This is a genomic window from Peptoniphilus faecalis (genome assembly GCF_012976305.1).
GTDB classification, from domain to species: domain Bacteria; phylum Bacillota; class Clostridia; order Tissierellales; family Peptoniphilaceae; genus Peptoniphilus_A; species Peptoniphilus_A faecalis.
In genome coordinates this window covers 34,767-54,518 of sequence record NZ_JABDSR010000006.1, presented here as the reverse complement: position 1 = coordinate 54,518, position 19,752 = coordinate 34,767, and the positions used below count along the sequence as shown (strand labels likewise).

The 19,752-nt window shown below is 32.0% G+C and carries 16 protein-coding genes; 14 read left to right on the top strand and 2 right to left on the bottom strand.

Annotated features, from left to right (window positions below):
• Entirely contained in the window at positions 1-486 is a 486-nt protein-coding gene (locus HKO22_RS05190) for an FMN-binding protein (RefSeq protein WP_169969029.1), read from the top strand.
• 109 nt (positions 487-595) lie between these two features.
• Here HKO22_RS05190 and HKO22_RS05185 read toward each other — a convergent pair whose 3' ends face one another.
• Positions 596-751 carry an LDCC motif putative metal-binding protein gene (locus HKO22_RS05185; RefSeq protein ID WP_169968971.1) on the bottom strand — a complete coding sequence of 52 codons (156 nt, stop codon included), beginning with the start codon at positions 749-751 and terminating at the stop codon, positions 596-598.
• Positions 752-973: 222 nt separating this feature from the next.
• Between HKO22_RS05185 and murJ the strand changes: the two genes are divergently transcribed.
• From murJ to rpoC, 4 genes are all read left to right on the top strand, one after another.
• The gene (gene murJ, locus HKO22_RS05180) at positions 974-2,476 is read left to right on the top strand and encodes a murein biosynthesis integral membrane protein MurJ (RefSeq protein WP_169969027.1); all 1,503 of its coding nucleotides are present in this window, start codon (positions 974-976) and stop codon (positions 2,474-2,476) included.
• A gap of 67 nt (positions 2,477-2,543) precedes the next feature.
• Positions 2,544-2,867: a DsrE family protein gene (locus HKO22_RS05175; RefSeq protein WP_169969025.1), complete on the top strand. Its 324-nt coding sequence runs from the start codon at positions 2,544-2,546 to the stop codon at positions 2,865-2,867.
• Positions 2,868-3,023: 156 nt separating this feature from the next.
• Positions 3,024-6,767, top strand: a complete 3,744-nt coding sequence (rpoB, locus tag HKO22_RS05170; protein ID WP_169969186.1) for a DNA-directed RNA polymerase subunit beta — start codon at positions 3,024-3,026, stop codon at positions 6,765-6,767.
• Positions 6,768-6,804: 37 nt separating this feature from the next.
• On the top strand, positions 6,805-10,395 hold the full coding sequence (gene rpoC / locus HKO22_RS05165; protein ID WP_169969023.1) for a DNA-directed RNA polymerase subunit beta': 3,591 nt from the start codon (positions 6,805-6,807) through the stop codon (positions 10,393-10,395).
• Positions 10,396-10,523: 128 nt separating this feature from the next.
• Here rpoC and HKO22_RS05160 read toward each other — a convergent pair whose 3' ends face one another.
• Entirely contained in the window at positions 10,524-11,408 is an 885-nt protein-coding gene (locus tag HKO22_RS05160) for a MurR/RpiR family transcriptional regulator (RefSeq protein ID WP_169969021.1), read from the bottom strand.
• A 198-nt stretch (positions 11,409-11,606) separates the two neighbouring features.
• Here HKO22_RS05160 and HKO22_RS05155 point away from each other — a divergent pair, with 198 nt between their 5' ends.
• The 9 genes from HKO22_RS05155 to rpsG all read left to right on the top strand — a co-directional run bounded on the left by HKO22_RS05155 (position 11,607) and on the right by rpsG (position 19,743).
• Entirely contained in the window at positions 11,607-12,878 is a 1,272-nt protein-coding gene (locus HKO22_RS05155) for a dicarboxylate/amino acid:cation symporter (protein ID WP_169969019.1), read from the top strand.
• A gap of 28 nt (positions 12,879-12,906) precedes the next feature.
• Positions 12,907-13,905, top strand: a complete 999-nt coding sequence (locus HKO22_RS05150; protein ID WP_169969017.1) for an aminopeptidase — start codon at positions 12,907-12,909, stop codon at positions 13,903-13,905.
• Positions 13,906-13,996: 91 nt separating this feature from the next.
• Positions 13,997-14,809 (top strand): carbon-nitrogen hydrolase family protein, encoded by an 813-nt coding sequence (locus HKO22_RS05145; protein WP_169969015.1) that lies wholly within the window; start codon positions 13,997-13,999, stop codon positions 14,807-14,809.
• Between the two features lie 10 nt (positions 14,810-14,819).
• Positions 14,820-16,055 carry an aromatic amino acid transport family protein gene (locus HKO22_RS05140; protein ID WP_169969013.1) on the top strand — a complete coding sequence of 412 codons (1,236 nt, stop codon included), beginning with the start codon at positions 14,820-14,822 and terminating at the stop codon, positions 16,053-16,055.
• A gap of 163 nt (positions 16,056-16,218) precedes the next feature.
• Positions 16,219-17,241 carry a P1 family peptidase gene (locus tag HKO22_RS05135; RefSeq protein ID WP_169969010.1) on the top strand — a complete coding sequence of 341 codons (1,023 nt, stop codon included), beginning with the start codon at positions 16,219-16,221 and terminating at the stop codon, positions 17,239-17,241.
• Positions 17,242-17,334: 93 nt separating this feature from the next.
• A complete protein-coding gene (locus tag HKO22_RS05130) occupies positions 17,335-17,979 on the top strand; it encodes a hypothetical protein (RefSeq protein WP_169969008.1) in 645 nt (214 codons plus the stop codon).
• On the top strand, positions 17,967-18,572 hold the full coding sequence (locus HKO22_RS05125; protein WP_169969006.1) for a hypothetical protein: 606 nt from the start codon (positions 17,967-17,969) through the stop codon (positions 18,570-18,572). The genes HKO22_RS05130 and HKO22_RS05125 overlap by 13 nt, the downstream gene beginning before the upstream one ends.
• 195 nt (positions 18,573-18,767) lie before the next feature.
• A complete protein-coding gene (rpsL, locus tag HKO22_RS05120; RefSeq protein WP_019124174.1) occupies positions 18,768-19,181 on the top strand; it encodes a 30S ribosomal protein S12 in 414 nt (137 codons plus the stop codon).
• Between the two features lie 91 nt (positions 19,182-19,272).
• Positions 19,273-19,743, top strand: a complete 471-nt coding sequence (gene rpsG / locus HKO22_RS05115; protein ID WP_075659126.1) for a 30S ribosomal protein S7 — start codon at positions 19,273-19,275, stop codon at positions 19,741-19,743.
• The last annotated feature ends 9 nt before the right edge of the window (positions 19,744-19,752 follow it).

The window sequence follows — 19,752 nt, the reverse complement described above, 5'->3', positions numbered from 1 at the left end:
ATGAAGAAAAAATTTACAATGGCTACAGTTGCAATGTTGTCACTAACACTTGTGGGATGTGGCGGAGCAAAAAACAATGCAAAGGAAAATGCGGCAAAGGAAAACAATAAGAAAGTAGAAGCAACTGCTAATGCAAAAGCTGAAACAGCAGCAATGCTTAAAGATGGAACTTATACAGGAAAATCTTCTGAAGACAAATACGGGGGATATGTTGAAGTTACTATTACAGTTGCTGACGGAAAAATAAGTGATACTGTTGTTAAAAATCTTGACAAAGAAGGAAAAGAAAAGGGCGAAGATTACGGAAAAGAAGCTGGAGAAGATGGATACAAAACTGCTCAAATGACTCTTGAAGCTTCTCAAGAATATGGAAAAGAGCTTACTGAAAAGGGTTCAGTTGAAGAAGTGGAAGCAATAAGTGGTGCAACACAAAGCTACGATCAATTTGTTGAAGCAGCAAATAGCGCTCTAGAACAAGCGAAATAATTTTTTAGGCATTGGGAGACCAGTGCCTTTATTTTTTATTTTTATAAAGATATAGACCTCTAGAAAATTAGAGGTCTATTTTTGTGAAAATCGAGCCACATGTAGTGGGTTATTTGTGCATTTGTTTCGTATTTGCATTTTGTACTTTATATTTATTAATTTTTACTCCGTCTTTATTCATGTTGCAACAATCAAGTCCACCTTCTCCAAAAGTTTCTTTATTTGATTTTGCAAGTTTTCTTATAAAATTTTTAATTTTTCCCATATTATCACCTAATTATTTTTTAACCTAAATGTATTTATTTTAAACAATTTTAATTTAAAATTTTAAAGTTGTATTAATTTCAATACCATTACACTTAAGCAATATAACTATTGTATCTTTGTAAAGATGATGTCAAAATATAAAAATAAACTTACTTGTAATAAAAGTTCAATAAATATATAATGGCTTAGATAAAACTCTTTAAGATTTGAAAGGAAATTTATGAAAACTTCTTATATACTTATGATTATTACAATACTTTCAAAGGTCTTTGGACTTTTGAGGGAGAAGGCACTGGCATACTTTTTTGGAGTGGGCATGGTGGCAGATATTTTTCTAATTGCATTCCAACTCCCCATGACTTTTACAAATGTAATTAGTGGTGCTGTTGCAAATGGATACATACCAATGTACGATAAAATAAAGACGAGAGAAGACAAAAAAAGTGCTGATGCTTTTACTGCCAATCTTTCAAATATTATTTTAATTGTCTTTATTATAGTGACTATATTTTCGATTATTTTTGCAAGACCACTTGTAAAATTAATGGCTGAAGGTTTTGAGGGAGAAAAACTTGAAATGGCAATTTTTGTTTCAAGAGTTGCCATGCTTTCTATTGCAGTTACTGCTGTGAGTTCAATCTACAAGGCTTACTTGCAAATTTATGAAAAATTTATAGTTTCAGTTCTACATTCAATTCTCATGAATATTATTTTAATTGCTTCCATGGGAATCTCTTACAAAATTGGAATAAATTATCTTGCCATAGGAATTTTACTTGCCTTTGTTTTCCAATATGCAATTTTTATTCTGCCAATTAAAAATCTGGGATATAAACATAACTTAAAAATTGATTTTAACAAGGACATGAAGGCGATGTTCCTTTCCATACTTCCAATTTTAATTTCTACTTCAGCAATTGAAATTAATTTTATGATTTCTCGTTCCATTGCATCGGGAGCTTATTCTGGAGGAATTTCAATTTTAAATTATGCTTACAAACTTCAAAGTTTTGTAACGGGAATTGTTGTAACATCAATTATCACTGCGACTTATCCAAAGCTTGCAAATTTTGGCTCAAAAAGAGATTTTAAAAATTTAAAGTTTGCTCTTTCGGAGGGCCTTTCTAATATGTTGCTTTTAGTTGTGCCGGCAGCCTTTGGTTTATACATTTATTCTTTTCCAATTGTAAATCTTTTATTTGTTGGTGGAGAATTTTCTGTTGATGATGCAGAGATTACTGCCACAGTTTTATCTTTTTTTGCCTTTGGTGTAATTGGAATTGGTGTGCGAGAAATTATATCAAGAGTGTTTTATTCTCTTGGCGACAACAAAACTCCAGTAATAAATTCAGTATTAATAGTTGCAATTAATATTTTTCTAGCATTTTTACTTTCAAAAATAATGGGGATAAGAGGAATTGCCCTTGCGACTTCAATTTCTTTTATAGTTGGAGCAATTGCGATTTATCTTCCATCAATCAAATTAATTGGAAATGTATTTAATAAAAAACTTTTTACAAATGTAATTAAAATAACTATTGCGTCAGCTGCAATGGCATTTGGTTCAAAAATATTTTACAATATTTTGACTAAAAATTTGGGGGTTAATTTATCCCTTCTTATTTCTATATTGATTGCTGGAGCAATTTATTTAATTTTATTAATCTTATTTAGAGTTGATGAGATAAAAGAAATTATTAAATTAATATTTAAGAAGCAGTAACAAAGTAATTTGTCTTTTATTTTTCTCTTTAATAGTGTAAAATATTAGCTAATAAGGAGTGATAGATATGAAGGTAATTTTTCACGTAGTAGAAGTAGATAAATGGTCTGCTGTAATTTCAAATGTTAGAGATTTACTAGATAGTTTTGATGATATAAAAATTGAAATAATTGCAATGTCAAAAGCTGCATCTCTTTTCAACAGATACTCTGGCGTTGATTTTGAGGGAGTAATTGGAAATCCTAAAGTAAATATCACAATAGGAAAAAAAGCTTTGGAAGAAAATCGCCTTTCAAAGGAATTAATTCCTGCTGGAATTAATGTAGAGGAATTAGTTATAACAAAACTAGTAAAGCTTCAAAACGAAGGTTATGCTTATATTAGACTATAAAAAAGATTCTGCAAATTAGCAGGATCTTTTTTTGTTTTAAACCTTGCAAGTTGTTATAAAAAATGATAAAATACATATTTGCATAATAACAATTAGAGTGGTGATTTGTACTCTAATTTTGATACACTCATTTGAAAGGCTAGGGTGAGAAAATTAATGGTACATCCTGTTAAATATGGGAAACGTGAGAGAATGAGTTTTTCTCGTGTAGACGAAGTTATGTCACTTCCAAATCTCCTTGACGTGCAGACTTCTTCATATAAATGGTTAATTGAAGAAGGGTTAAAGGAAGTTTTTGATGACGTATCTCCTATCGAGGATTACTCTGGCAATTTAATTTTGGAATTTGTCGATTATCATTTATCTGATGAGATAAAATATGATATTGACGAATCAAAACAGAGAGACACTAATTATTCTGCGCCGCTAAAGGCAAAGGTAAGACTTATCAACACTGAAACTGGCGAAGTAAAGGAACAAGAAGTCTTCATGGGAGACCTTCCTCTTATGACACCAACAGGTACCTTTGTAATTAATGGAGCTGAACGTGTAGTTGTTTCACAACTTGTAAGAAGTCCGGGAGCATATTATAAGGAAGAAAGAGACAAGACTGGCAAAAAAATCTATTCAGCAACACTTATTCCAAATAGAGGAGCTTGGCTTGAATTTGAAACCGATGCTCAAGGCATAATCAATGTAAGAATTGATAGAACTAGAAAACTTCCAATAACAGTTCTATTAAGAGCATTGGGAGTTGAATCTAATCAAGAAATAATTGATGTTCTTGGCGAAAGTGAAGCACTTTTAAAGACACTTGAAAAAGACATTACTACTAATAAGAATGAGGCTTTACTTGAAATTTATAAAAAGTTAAGACCAGGGGAACCACCTACTATTGATTCAGCACAGTCACTTTTTGAAAATATGTTTTTCGATGACAGAAGATACGATCTTGCGAGAGTTGGAAGATATAAATTCAACAAAAAATTAGGGATTAGCGCAAGAATAGAAAATAATATTACTGCAGAAGACATAATAGATCCTATGACTGGCGAAATATTGGCAGAACAAGGGGAACTCCTAACTAGAGAAAAGGCTGAAAGAATTGAAGCAGCTGGAGTAAATCAAGTTCTTATAAAGAATGACGAAAATTTTGAACACGCAACAGAAAATACAATAGTAATAGGAAACAATTTTACTTTTGTCGATGCTTATGGACTTGATTTCGACATGGAAGAGCTTGGTTTTAAAGAAAAAGTTTATAGACCACTTTTCGATGAACTTTACGAAGAATATTCTGAAGATACAGAAAAATTTAAAGAAGAACTTGAAAAAGCACATAAAGAATTATCTCCAAAACATATTTTAATTGACGATATTATTGCAGGAATTAATTATGAATTTGGACTTATGAATAATGTTGGCTCAGTTGACGACATCGATCACCTTGGAAACAGAAGAATTAGATCTGTTGGTGAACTTCTTCAAAATCAATTTAGGATTGGTATTTCAAGAATGGAAAGAGTTATCCGTGAAAGGATGACAGTTCAAGATGTTGATGCAACTACACCACAATCACTTATAAATATTAGACCAGTAACAGCTGCTATAAAAGAATTTTTCGGTTCTTCACAACTTTCACAATTTATGGACCAAAACAATCCTCTATCAGAATTAACTCACAAAAGAAGGTTATCTGCACTTGGACCTGGTGGGTTGAGCAGAGATAGAGCTGGATTTGAAGTGCGTGACGTCCATAACTCACACTATGGAAGAATGTGTCCTATTGAGACACCAGAAGGTCCAAACATTGGACTAATTACATCACTTACAACTTACGCAAGAATTAACGAATATGGTTTTATTGAAACTCCATATCGTAAAGTTGTTGACGGAGTTGTAACTGATCAAATTGATTATTTAACAGCCGATGTTGAGTACGAACAAATCATTGCACAAGCTGATGAAAGGCTTGATGAAAATAATAAATTCGTTGAAGACAGAATTGCAGCCAGAGGTCATGGCGGTAATGCCGATATATTTGACATTAAAGATGTAAACTACATGGACGTTTCGCCTCAACAAATAGTTGCAGTTGGTACTTCTATGATTCCTTTCTTGGAAAATGACGATGCAAATAGAGCTCTTATGGGTGCAAACATGCAGCGTCAAGCAGTGCCTCTACTAAAGACTGAAGCACCTATTGTTGGAACTGGTATTGAATATAGAGCAGCAAAGGATTCAGGCGTTGTAGTAGTTTCTAAAAACAAGGGAACTGTTAAAAAAGTTGATGCCGTACACATAGAAATCGAAAGAGAATCAGACAAGGGCATTGACAATTATAAGTTACACAAATTCATGGGTGGAAACCAAGGAACTACAATTAACCAAAGACCAATAGTTAATGCAGGAGATGTTGTAGAAGCTGGCGAAATTATTGCCGATGGACCAAGTACAGACCAAGGCGAAATGGCGCTTGGTAAAAATATCCTAATAGCATTTATGAACTGGGAAGGATATAATTACGAAGATGCTATGCTTGTAAGCCAAGAACTTGTAATTGACGATGTACTAACTTCACTTCATATTGAAGAGTACGAATCTGAAGCAAGAGATACTAAACTTGGACCTGAAGAAATCACAAGAGATATTCCAAATGTTGGGGAAGATATGTTAAAGGATCTTGACGCAAGAGGAATAATAAGAATTGGTGCAGAAGTTAAACCAGGAGACATCCTTGTTGGAAAAGTAACTCCTAAGGGAGAAACTGAACTTTCTGCAGAAGAAAGACTTCTCCGTTCAATCTTTGGTGAAAAGGCAAGAGAAGTAAGAGATACTTCATTAAGACTTCCTCATGGAGAACAAGGCATTGTTGTCGATGTAAAAACTTTTAATAGATCAGAAGGTGACGAACTTCAGCCAGGCGTAAATGAAATGGTAAGAGTTTTTGTCGCTACAAAGAGAAAGATTCAAGTTGGAGATAAAATGTGTGGTCGCCACGGTAATAAAGGGGTTATTTCAAGGGTTATGCCTAAGGAAGATATGCCTTATATGCCAGATGGTACACCTATACAAATAGTTCTTAACCCACTAGGAGTTCCTTCTCGTATGAATTTAGGACAAGTTCTTGAAGTTCACTTGGGACTTGCTGCTAAAAAACTAGGATGGCATGTTGCTACTCCAGTATTTGACGGTGCAAATGAAAATGACATTTTTGACACTTTGGAAAAAGCGGGATATTCTAGAGATGGAAAAATCCAACTAAGAGATGGAAGAACTGGAGAAGAATTTGACCACCCTGTAACTGTTGGTTATATGTATATGCTAAAGCTTCACCATTTAGTTGATGAAAAAATCCACGCTCGTTCAACAGGTCCTTACTCACTAGTTACACAACAACCACTTGGAGGAAAGGCACAATTTGGTGGACAAAGATTTGGAGAAATGGAAGTTTGGGCTCTTGAAGCTTATGGTGCAAGCTATACTCTACAAGAAATGTTAACAGTTAAATCTGACGACATTGTTGGTCGTGTTAAGACTTACGAAGCGATAGTAAAGGGCGAAAATATTCCACAACCAGGAGTTCCTGAATCCTTTAAAGTTTTAATAAAGGAATTACAGGCACTTGCTCTTGATATTCAAGTGCTTGATGAAAACGGAAATGAAGTTGATCTTGAAGTTGACGAAGACGAGTTGACAAGGATCGACAACATTGACGATAAAAACACTAGATCAGACGATGATATAAAGGAACTTATTGAACACACAGGAACTGCAAATATTGGCATCAGAACAATTTCAAATGATGAAGTTGAGTCTTTTGAAAACAGTCACTTCTATGAAGATGATGAAGATGACGAAGAAGACTATTTTGATGAATCCGATGAATCTGAAGATTAATTAGTTATTTTAATTAATAGGAAAGGAGAAGTGCTCCTTGAGCGAACATGAATTATTCCATTCAATAAAAATTGGACTTGCTTCACCACAAAAGATTAGATCATGGTCTTATGGCGAAGTAAAAAAACCAGAAACTATAAATTACAGGACATTAAAACCTGAAAAGGAAGGCTTATTTTGTGAAAAAATATTTGGACCTACTAAGGATTGGGAATGTTCCTGTGGGAAATATAAGAGAGTAAGATATAAGGGAGTAGTCTGCGAAAAATGTGGCGTTGAAGTTACAAAAGCCAAGGTTCGTCGTGAAAGAATGGGTCATATTGAACTTGCTGCTCCAGTATCACATATTTGGTATTTTAAGGGCATACCTTCAAGAATGGGTCTTGTTTTAGACATGAGTCCTAGAGCTCTTGAAAAAGTTCTTTACTTTGCATCTTATGTAGTAACAGAAGTTGAACCAGGCGAAACAACTTTATATGAAAAACAACTTCTTTCAGAAATTGAATATAGAGAATTTAAAAAAGAATATGGCGATAAATTTACTGCAAAGATGGGTGCAGAAGCTATAAGAGATCTTCTTGTAAAGGTTGACTTACAAAAGGAAAATGACGAACTTACGCAAGAACTTCAAGATGCAACTGGACAAAAGAAAGTTAGAATTACAAGAAGACTTGAAGTAATAGATGCTTTTATTCAGTCAGATAACAAACCTGAGTGGATGATACTAGATGCAATCCCAGTAATCCCACCAGATTTAAGACCAATGGTACAACTTGACGGTGGTAGATTTGCAACAAGCGACTTAAATGATTTATATAGAAGAATTGTAAATAGAAACAACAGACTTAAAAAGTTAATGGATATAAACGCTCCCGACATTATCGTAAGAAATGAAAAGAGAATGCTACAAGAATCTGTTGATGCTCTTATTGACAACGGTAGACGTGGAAGACCTGTAACTGGTCCTGGAAACAGACCACTAAAATCACTTTCAGAGATGTTAAAGGGTAAACAAGGTCGTTTTCGTCAAAACTTGCTTGGAAAGAGAGTTGACTACTCTGGTCGTTCAGTAATCGTAGTTGGACCAGATCTTAAATTCTATCAATGTGGTCTTCCAAAGAATATGGCTCTTGAACTTTTTAAGCCTTTCGTAATGAGAGAACTTGTAAAGAGAGAACTAACTTACAATATTAAGTCTGCGAAAAGAATGGTAGAAAGAGGAAAAGACGAAGTTTGGGATGTACTTGAAGATGTTATTAAGGATCATCCAGTTCTTCTTAACCGTGCACCGACACTTCATAGACTTGGTATTCAAGCCTTTGAACCAGTTTTAGTCGAAGGTAAGGCTATTAAGCTTCATCCACTTTCTTGTACAGCATATAACGCAGACTTTGACGGGGACCAAATGGCAGTCCATTTGCCACTATCTACGGAAGCACAAGCTGAAGCGAGACTATTGATGCTTTCAACAAATAATATCTTGGCACTAAAAGATGGCAAGCCAATTACTACTCCTACTCAAGATATGGTACTTGGTTCTTATTATCTAACATTAGATAGAAAAGACAAATTAAAGGGCGATGGTTCAATTTACAGAAACTTCGACGAAATGTTTCACGCTTACGAATCAGGATTTTTACACCTACAATCTCATGTATCTGTTAGAAGATTTGCTGATGAAAATGACAAAAGAGGTAAAATTGTTTCATCAACAGTGGGCAGATTTATAGTAAATGAATTTATTCCGCAGGATTTAGGTTTTGTAAATAGAGATGAAGACAAGTATTCTCTTGAAATTGATCAAGTTGTAGACAAAAAACTTCTTGGCAAAATAATTGAAAAAACTTATAAAAAACATGGCAACATAAAAACTGCAGAACTTCTTGACAATATTAAGGCAACAGGATATCACTACTCAACTATTGGAGCAATTTCAATTTCAATGGGTGATGTACAAATTCCAGATACTAAGCCAGAAATTTTAGCTAATGCAGAAAAAGAAGTTGCCAAATATGAAAAAGCCTTTAGAAGAGGTCTTATATCAGATGAAGAAAGATATGAAAAAGTAATTGAAATTTGGAACAAAGCAACTGATGACTTAACAGAGGATGTAATGGAAGGATTCGATGCCTTAAATAATATTTACATCATGGCGGACTCAGGAGCCAGAGGTTCTAAGAACCAAATTAGACAACTTGCAGGCATGCGTGGACTTATGGCATCACCTTCAGGTAGAACTATAGAAGTTCCAATTACTTCAAACTTTAGAGAAGGTCTTTCAGTACTTGAATTCTATATGTCAGCTCACGGTTCTAGAAAGGGTCTTGCCGATACAGCACTTAGAACGGCCGACTCTGGATACTTGACAAGAAGACTCGTAGACGTATCACAACAAGTAATAGTGTCTGAAGAAGACTGTGGTACTGATGAATACTTGGTGGCAAGAGCCTTTAAAGATGGCAAAGAATTAATAGAATCACTTGCCGATAGAATTGAAGGAAGATATTCCTTTGAAGATATATTAAACCCAGAAACTGGAGAAATCATTGTAAAGGCAAATGAAGTTATCTCAGACGATGACGCACTTTTAATTGAATCACTTGGAATAGAAGAGGTAAAAGTTAGATCAGTCCTTGGATGTAAGTCTAAAAACGGAGTGTGCGCTCATTGCTACGGCAAAAACCTTGCAACAGGCTCACATATAGGAATTGGAGAAGCAGTTGGCGTAATTGCAGCTCAATCAATTGGTGAACCGGGAACACAACTTACAATGAGAACTTTCCACACTGGTGGAGTAGCTGCAGCAGCTGATATAACTCAAGGTCTTCCAAGAGTTGAAGAACTTTTTGAATCAAGAAAGCCAAAGGGACTTGCAATTATTGCAGAACGTGGCGGAGTTGTCGATATTAAAGAATCAAATAAAAAGAGAGAAGTTCTTATAACAGCAGAAGATGGAACAGTTGATTCTTATAACATCGTCTATGGATCAAGATTAAAAGTTAAACAAGGCGACGAAGTTGAAGCAGGTGACGAACTTACACAAGGTTCAGTATATCCACAAGATTTACTACGTGTAAAAGGTGAAAAGGGTGTACAAGAATATATTGTAAAAGAAGTTCAAAGAGTTTACAGACTTCAAGGGGTAGACATAAACGACAAGCATATTGAAATAATCGTTAGACAAATGCTATCAAAGTGCAAGATAGAAGATGCAGGAGATACAGATTTACTTCCAGGATCACTTGTAAATGTAGTTGATTACAAAGAAGCAAACAAAAAAGCAAAAGAAGAAGGTAAAGAACCAGCAATTGGTCATGTAAACCTTCTTGGAATTACAAAGGCATCCCTTGCAACAGATTCCTTCTTATCAGCAGCATCCTTCCAAGAAACAACTAGAGTTCTTACAGATGCAGCAATAAAGGGCAAGGAAGATAAACTTGAAGGACTAAAAGAAAATATAATAATTGGACAGCTTATCCCAGCAGGTACTGGTGCCCGAATAAATTCCAAAGTACAAATTGGAATCGACGAAAGCCTAAAGGAAGATTACAATATCCTTGAAGACTCTGAAGTAATAACACAAGAAGATGTAAAAGTTGAACTTGAAACTGTAGCAGAAGAAGAATAAAAAATATAAAAATAAATTTTAAGTAGGTTGATTATTCAGCCTACTTTTTTATGTAAAATTTAAGGTTATAAAAAAAGCAGGTTATGTATTAACCTACTTTTTATGAATTATTTAAATTATATTAAGTTTTATTCTATAGTATCGTACAAATCCATTGTATTCCAAAATTCTTCAAGAAATTTGACCTTTTTAGTTGTCGATTTGTTATTAATTCGAGCTACTGAATTTAACATTCCAGTAATTAAACACATAACAGGAATTAAATTATCTGAAAAAGATAATATTTCACTTTTTATTATTAATGGTATAGTAGAATATTGAACTAAAGGTGAAGTAATTGTGTCAGTGATACATACTGTGTTAGCACCAGAATCATAGCCGAATTTTTGAAATTTTACTGTTTGCTTTAGGTATCTCGGTAAACTAATTGAAATAAGAACATCATTAGAAGAAATTTTTGAAAACTGATCAAAATTTCCCCCGATTCCACTTATTACATAAACATTATCTCTTATCCAACTTAGACTAGATCCAAAAAAAGAAATTGCTGAAAATGAATTTCTAAAACCTACTAGATATATATTTTCTGAATTAACTAATAAATTTACTATTTTAGTAAAACTATCTTCATTAATATTATTATAAATCCAATTTATATCTTTAATACTCTTTTCTAATACATCATATAAAGTTTCAACTTCAGAAAAATCTGTCTTAGAAATAGTTTCTATTCTATGTGAGACTGTAATTTTTTCACTAAGAAATTTTTGCAAGTCTTTTTGAAAATCAGTAAATCCATTATAATCTATTGCATTCGAAAAACGAACTATACTTGATTCACTTACAGCACATTCCTTAGCAAGTTTACTTGATGTGAAAAAAACTACTTTCTCATAATTACTAAGAATATAATCAGCAATTTTTTTGTGAGTTTTACTAAAGTCATTATATTTTTTATTTATAAGTTCTAAAACATTGGTATTATTTGTTATTTCATTAAAATTTTTATTCATATTTATTTTCCTCTCTAACTTATAATTATAAATTAAATTGTTAAATAATCAATAAAATGGCTATAAAAGAATAAAATAATCCATATAATAAAAATGGAGGAAAAATTCCATAAAATAAAAGAAATGACTTGACACATTCCAAAACATGTTTTATTATATAACTACATTAGCTAATGAATAAAAACTGAGGTTGATATTATGAAGAAATTAAAAGAATTACCTTCTTATGTCAAAATTTTTATCGGTCTATTTTTAGGGATTATATTTGGTTATATCCTAAATATTATGGGTGGAACAAATAATTTAATAATAAATAATTATTTGCTTCCATTTCTACAATTTTTAGGAGATTTCTTTATAAGACTTATAAAAATGATAGTAGTTCCATTAGTATTTTTTAGTATTATGGATGCCGCCATTTCTCTAAAAGATATTAATAAACTCAAAAGTATAGGAATTAAGACAATATTATGGTTTTTATGTACTTCAGGTATTGCTTGTGCAATAGGATTAGTTTGGGCGAATATAATTAATCCTGGACTTGGAGTAAATCTTTCTGATACACAAGTTGAATTGTCAAAGACAGCAGCTGAATTACCAGGAATATATGAAATATTTCTGAACCTAATTCCTAATAATCCCTTTGAATCTTTAACAAATGGAGAAATGATGCAGGTAATAGTATTTGCGTTGTTTATGGGTTTTTCAATTATTACATTAGGAGAAAAAGCAGAACCTATAGCAAATTTAGTTTCAATAGCTTCTGAAGCAATGTTCAAAATCATAAATATAATAGTTGGTATTATACCAATCGGAGTTTTTGGACTTATGTCAGTTGCTATAGCAAAATTTGGAATGGCAATTTTTGGACCAGTTCTAAAATTTATAATTACAGATTACATAGCTTGTCTAACAATGTTAGGACCTGTCTATTATATATTATTAAGAACTGTTGGAGGAGTAAATCCAAAGATGTTCTACAAGAAAGCTTTTGAGCCATGGATGGTAGCATTTAGTACTTGTACATCATCTGCGGCTTTACCAATTTCTATGGAAGTCGCACCTAAAAAACTAGGTATATCTAGTGAAGTATCAAATTTCATACTTCCATTTGGAGCGACTGCTAATATGAACGGAACTTGTATATATTTTGGAATTATAGTTTTATTTGCTGCTCAGTTATACGGAATGGAATTAACTATAACTCAACAAATATTCTTAGTTATACAAGCAACTTTTTTGAGTGTAGGTTGTGCAGCAACTCCTCAAATTGGATTAATAATAAGTATAACTCTATTAACACAAATGGGATTACCTGTTGAAGCTACAGCACTTGTAGCTGGTGTTTATAGAATAGTAGATCAAATTCACACATCTGCTAACTCTACAGGCGATTTAGTAGCATCTTTATGTATAGCAAAAATAAATGGTGAATTTGATAAGGAAGTTTATTACAACGAAAATCTTTAATAAAAAGTGAAAATTTTGGAGGTAAAAAATGGATAATAGAATTGTTGAATGTATCGAAAGAGCTAATTATATTTTAGGAGATTTAATGGCAGTTAAAAAAGGTGAAGAAGTTCTAATTGTTACTGATCCACAAACTGATATGAGAATGGTGAATGCAATGGCTGGTGCAGCTAGTTCTTTAGGAGCTGAATATGGCGTGTTTATGATGCCAATTAGAGATAAAGATAAAGCAACTATTTTCCCCAAAACTTTGGAATTAGCTATGGATAAATGTGATGTTTTTGTTGGAATGACGACTGCTTCAGGTGCAGCTATTTATAATAACAGATTAAAGGAACTTATAAAAGAAAAAAGTCTTAGAGAAGTATCTATATGCTTAAGAAATGTTGACAACTTCACAAGAGGAGGAGCTTTAGCAGACTACGAAAAACTTTATGAAGATGGTTTAGCGTTACAAAAAGTTTGGAGAGGAAAGAAGTTCGCACATGTAACTACTCCTGCTGGAACTGACCTAACTATGGAAATGAACCAAATGGAACCAATTATCGAATGTGGAATTGCAAGAAACCCAGGAGATGCAATGGCTTGGAGTGATGGTGAAGTTTCTTTAGGACCTGTTGTAGGAACTACTAATGGTATTTTAATGGTTGATGGTCCCATATGCTACTATGGAAATCCAACTGAACCAGTTAAATTAGAAATTAAAAACGGTAAAATCGTTGATGTAGTAAGTGGAGATCCTAAAATTTGTAGAGAAATAAGAAGACAAATTGCAGAAATTAAAGATAGTGATAATATTGCAGAAATTGGAATTGGATTAAACCCTGCTTGTCTATTTAATGGAGACTTTGAAGAAGAAAAGAAAGCAAGAGGTACTTGTCATATTGCTATGGGTAATGGATTTTACTATGGTCAACCAGCTATGTCAACAGTTCACATTGATATGGTTATGTATAATCCTACTATAACATTTGACGATGAACTAATTGTTAAAGATGGAAAAGTTGTTGCAATAGGAGATAAATAATCTTAATTGTTAGTATTTAATATTTTTAACACTGGATGTTATGGACTATAGTCCATAACATCCTATTACTACATGGAAAGGATGATTGGTAATGAAAAAAAGAAAAATTAAAATTGCTATAGGACAATTTGAACAAATTTATGGTGATACGGAAGCTAATTTAAATAAAATCATTAAAATGATAAAAGAAGCATCAGAAGAAAAATGTGACATAGTAATTTTTCCTGAACTCGCTTATTCAGGCTATTCATTATCTTCTGAAAAATTACAGTCTCTTGCAGAACCAATTTCAGGACCCTTTGTACAAACTATACGCAAGAAAGCTAAGGAGCATAGAATTCATGTAATGTGTGGCTATCCAGAAGCAGATGAAAAAATCATAGGAAGAATGTATAATTCTGTAATTTTTGTTGATGATGATGGTAACGTTTTAGAAAACATGAGAAAATTTTATGCCTGGGGACAAGAAAAATTAAAGTTCAGAGAAGGAAGAAGGTTACCTGTTGTTAATACAAAATTAGGTAAAATTGGTATGCTTATTTGTTATGATATGGAGCATCCTGAACCAGCAAGAATTGAAATGCTAAAGGGAGCTGAGCTTATAGTTAACTGCTCTTTTTGGTCAGTTCCTGCTGAAAGAAGATGGCATGTGGACCTATGTGGCAATGCATTATTTAATTTACTTTATATGGCAGGAGCTAATGCTGTTGGTGAAAACCTATGTGGAAGCTCAATGGTAGTTGGTCCAGATGGCGAGGTAGTAATTCAAGCTTCAAGGGATAAAGAAGAGTTATTAATTTCAGAAATTGACTTGGATAAAATTATTGAAATAAGAAGTCGCATACCTTATATTAATGATTTTAAAGACGAACTATTTTCTATAGAAGCTAAAGATAAATTCTGAGGTGAATTATATGAAAAATGAAAACAATGAAATGAATAATGTATATGAAGAAGGCGCTTTAAAAATACAGAAATTGACCTTTGCTGAAGTTGTTTTTGCCGTAGTAGGATGTGGAATTGGATCTGGAGCATTAGGAACAGCTTATTCTGCAAGATTAGGCGGATTTCCAATTATTACATTCTGGCTTGTAGTATCAGGTATTTTAACATTAATATCAATGTATTATGTAGCCGAAGCAACTTTACGAACAAAAAAAATGATTCAATTGCCAGGTTTGGCTGACAAATATGTTGGTAGTTTGGGTAGGATTTTAGTTTTTTTAGCTGTAGTTATAAACTCCCTGAGTTGCTTAATAGCATATTTTAATGGAAGTGGAAGTATAATATCTCAGTTGATAAATGTGCCTGTATGGATGGGAACTTTAATTTTTCTTATACCTTCAGCAATTATTACTTATAAAGGTTTAAAAGCTGTTGGTATTGCAAGTAAATATATGTCAATATTGATGGTAGCACTAATATTAATTTTAACTGTAGCTAGTTTTATGGCTTCTAGTTCTGATGTTTCTAGATTAGTAAATCAAAACTGGAAATATGCAATTCCTATATTTAATATTGCTGCATTTAGTTATATAGGTCAATACCTAGTTCCTGATTTAGCAAGAGGACTTGCTCATGATCCAAAAAAATTAGCACCATCTCTTTTAATAGGACAAATAATAGTAGCGGTACTACTAATTATGATTCCTATGGGAACTTTTATAGTAGCACCAGCAAACGAAATTGAACAAGTAGCAACTATAACATGGGGTAAAGCAATTGGACAATGGGCATTTTTTACTGCTAACATATTTGCATTAATGGCTATGTTTACTTCTTTCTGTCCAATAACACAAACTTTAATATCAAATATTGTAGACTTTTTTAAACTAAAAAGTGATACAGATATAAAAATTAGACTTCCAATTATGGTTGTAGTTCTTGGCATTCCATTTTTCTTAACTGTAACAGGAATGGTAAGTTTTATAGATGCAGTTTATTTTTCAGGAACTTTCGCTGCAGCTATTATGGCAATATTACCAATATTTATGGTAAACAATGCTAGAAAATATGGAGAAATAGAACCTATTTGGAATTGCGGAAAACTTGCAAGTCCAATTATTCAACTAATGATTATTGTGTTGTATGGTGGAACTATAATATATGCAATATTAGGAACTTTAGGCATTTTACCAGCAGGTTGGTAAATTAAAAATTTAGTTTGCCTTTATGTAAATCATCTTTCTATATCGAAAACAAGCAATATAAAACAAATTTTATATTGCTTGTTTTTAAATGTTTAAAAAATAATTTATTATATAAGATAAAAAATAATTTATTTGATATAATTCACTTATAAGGAGTGATAATTTGAAAATTTTTACTGATAGGAAAAAGGGTCCTTTAAATAAAATAACAGATGTTGAGGGCATTAGAGTTGGGCACTCTACAATTAATGATGGCAAAATAAAAACTGGAGTTACTTGCATCATGCCCCATGGTGGCGATATTTTTAAAGAAAAACTAATTGGAGCATCTTACATAATTAATGGCTATGGAAAAAGCCTGGGTTTAATTCAACTTGATGAACTTGGCACACTTGAGTCTCCAATTTTTATGACAAACACTATGAGTATTGGAGAAGTTTTAAATTCATCTATGAAGTGGATGATTGATAAATACAAAGATGTGGGAAATAAAAGCGGTGCTCCAAATATTATTGTTACTGAATGCAATGACGGAGTAATAAACGACATGAGAGGGCTTCATGTAAAAGAAAAAAATGTACTTGAAGCAATTGAAAATATTTCTGAAGATTTTGAAGAAGGATCAGTTGGAGCTGGAACTGGTATGATTTCCTTTAATTTAAAAAGTGGTATTGGTTCATCTTCAAGAATTATTGAAATTAAGGGAAAAAATTATACACTTGGTAGTCTTGTTCTTTCAAATTTTGGAAAGATAAAAGATTTAAAGATAGGAAATAGAGAAATTGGTCGCCAAATGTATTTAAAATCTAAGGAAAAAAAAGAGGGAAAAGACAAGGGTTCAATTATTATAATAATTGCAACAGATATACCTCTAAGTGCAAGGCAGTTAAAAAGAGTAGCCAAGAGATCTGCAATTGGTCTAGGAAATGTTGGATCTTTCTTGGGTCATGGTTCTGGCGATATTGCCATAGCTTTTTCCACTGCCAATAAAATTAAAGATAATACTTTTGAAGATATAAGAATTTTAAGAGAAGATTTATTAGATGAAGTATTTAAAGCTTGTGCAGAATCAGTGGAAGAATCTATTATTAATTCTTTAATTTATTCAAAGTCAGAAATAAGTAAAGATGGTAAAAGAATATTTTCTCTTGAAGATAACTTAAAAAATCTGGGCATTGATTTTTAAATTTTTAACTTCTTTAAAATTTTATGGGGGTGCTAAAATAAATTAAGAAAGAAAAGTTTTTATTTATTAATAAAAGATTTTTGAGGTGAATTAATGAGTGATTTAACAATATATGTATTAGTGGCAATTTTTGCGTCAGCCTTAGTCACTTTTATTTACATAAGAGAAAATAAGAAAGAAGAAAAAGATTCTGAGAATGACATAATATATTCCTTCCTAATAACAAATTTTTTAATCTTAGAATATTACTCTGACATTTATCAAAATATTGGTCTCATAATTATTATCAGTATGTTCGTATATTTTGTGATTTGGGTTATTTATAAACTTTACACAGATAGCTTAAGGGGAAAGAAGTTATTGGAAAATAAAAATGAGCCTAAGTGGAGGATTTTATTTATTTCCATATCTTTTATATTAATAGCAAGCCTTAGCTTTTTAGAATTAAAAGATGGGGATACTATTTTTGGATACAATAAAAGTGACTTTCAAAAAATTTTAATAATTTCAATCTTTTTTCTAACCTACATTAAAATAATTTTAGACATGAGAATTTTAAAAAGTATTTTATTTAAAAGAGATATTTGGAAAAGGGCTTTTATTATTTCAGAGATTATCTTGATTTTAATATTTGCTTTAGGAAGTGCCTACAACATAAAAAATGCCAGCCGTTTTGATTTTTATGTAGAAAGAGAAAATCATCAAGAAATACCAGGAGAGGAATTATGGAATCATTAATTTTATTATTTTTTATACCAGCCATACTTATATCTTCAATAATTCCATTAACTTATAGATATAAAGAAAAAAAAGGAATAGAAATTGAAAGTAGCGTTATAGTGGAAAACTACATATATGCTTTTACTATGATGTCTTTTTGGATTGGCATTGTTTTTAGTCAAAATAAGCCATATATATATTTAGCAGTTTTTGGTCTTGTAGCATATTTTGTTTACAGAACTTACACAGAAGATATTTTGAAAAATAAGTACAAAGACGACCCAAGACTTTATAAAATAACAACAATTATTGCACAAGCTATTCTTATAATTTATCAACTAATATTTTTTATGACACTTGAAGATGGTCATAAAATCAATTCCTTTAAAAAAATTGAGTTTTCAATTGTTTTGTCATGCTGTATATTAGTTATCTTGTGGCTTAGCTATTATTTATCAAAAAAATTACTTTCTAAAATTTTTGTAGAAAAAGATAATTACAGAAAAACTTTTATTAGTTTTCAAATTTTATTTTTATTAATTTTTATTTTCTTTAGTATTTATAATTTTATAAACATTAATAGATTTGATTTTTATTTAGACAGAATTTAGGATAAAAAAATTATAAGGAGTTAAAACTTAAAATAATTTAAAAAAATATGAGAATTTGGCGAATTTCTCATATTTTTTATTGACTTAATTGTTTTGTAATGGTAAAATTGATGAGTATTTGAGATGAAAAGGCTACCTGATACTAGGTAGTCTTTGAAATGTCTAATGCTATTATTAAAATAGGAGGTGCAATTAATGCCTACAATTAACCAATTAGTAAGAAATGGTAGAAAGAAAATTCACAGTAAATCTAAGTCACCAGCTCTTGATGTAAATTATGACACACTTAAAAAAGTTGAAACTGAAGTTAATTCTCCACAAAAAAGAGGAGTATGTGTTGCAGTAAGAACAGTAACACCTAAGAAACCGAATTCAGCTCTTAGAAAAGTTGCCAGAGTTCGTTTGACAAATGGATACGAAGTTATGGCTTATATTCCAGGAATCGGACACAACTTACAAGAACACAGTGTTGTTTTAATCCGTGGTGGAAGAGTTAAGGATTTACCAGGTGTTAGATACCATATTGTTAGAGGTACTCTTGATACAGCTGGAGTTACAGACAGAAAGCAATCTAGATCTAAATATGGTACTAAAAAACCTAAAAATTGATTGAATTTTTTATGAGAATTTATAGATTTTTGGCTTACGGGCTCAACCTGAGTACCAATGAATCGACTGAAAATAGTTAAGGAGGGAAGTTATGCCAAGAAAAGGACATATCCAAAAACGTGAAGTTATGGCTGATCCAATTTATAGTGATGTGGTTATCACTAAACTTATAAATAATGTTATGCTTGATGGGAAAAAAGGTACTGCTCAAAGAATTGTCTATGCAGCACTTGAAAAGATAGCAGAACAAACTGGAGAAGACGCACTTGAAATATTTTATAAGGCACTTAATAATGTAATGCCTGTGCTTGAAGTAAAGGGAAGAAGAATAGGCGGTGCTACTTACCAAGTTCCAATGGAAGTTAGACCGGAAAGACGTCAAACTTTAGGACTTAGATGGTTAGTTAAATATGCAAGAGCCAGAGGCGAAAAGACTATGGATGAAAGACTTGCAAAAGAAATACTTGATGCATCTAATGGATTAGGCGGAAGCGTTAAGAGAAAAGATGAAATGCATAGAACAGCAGAAGCTAACAAGGCCTTTGCTCACTATAGATGGTAATAAGGGGAG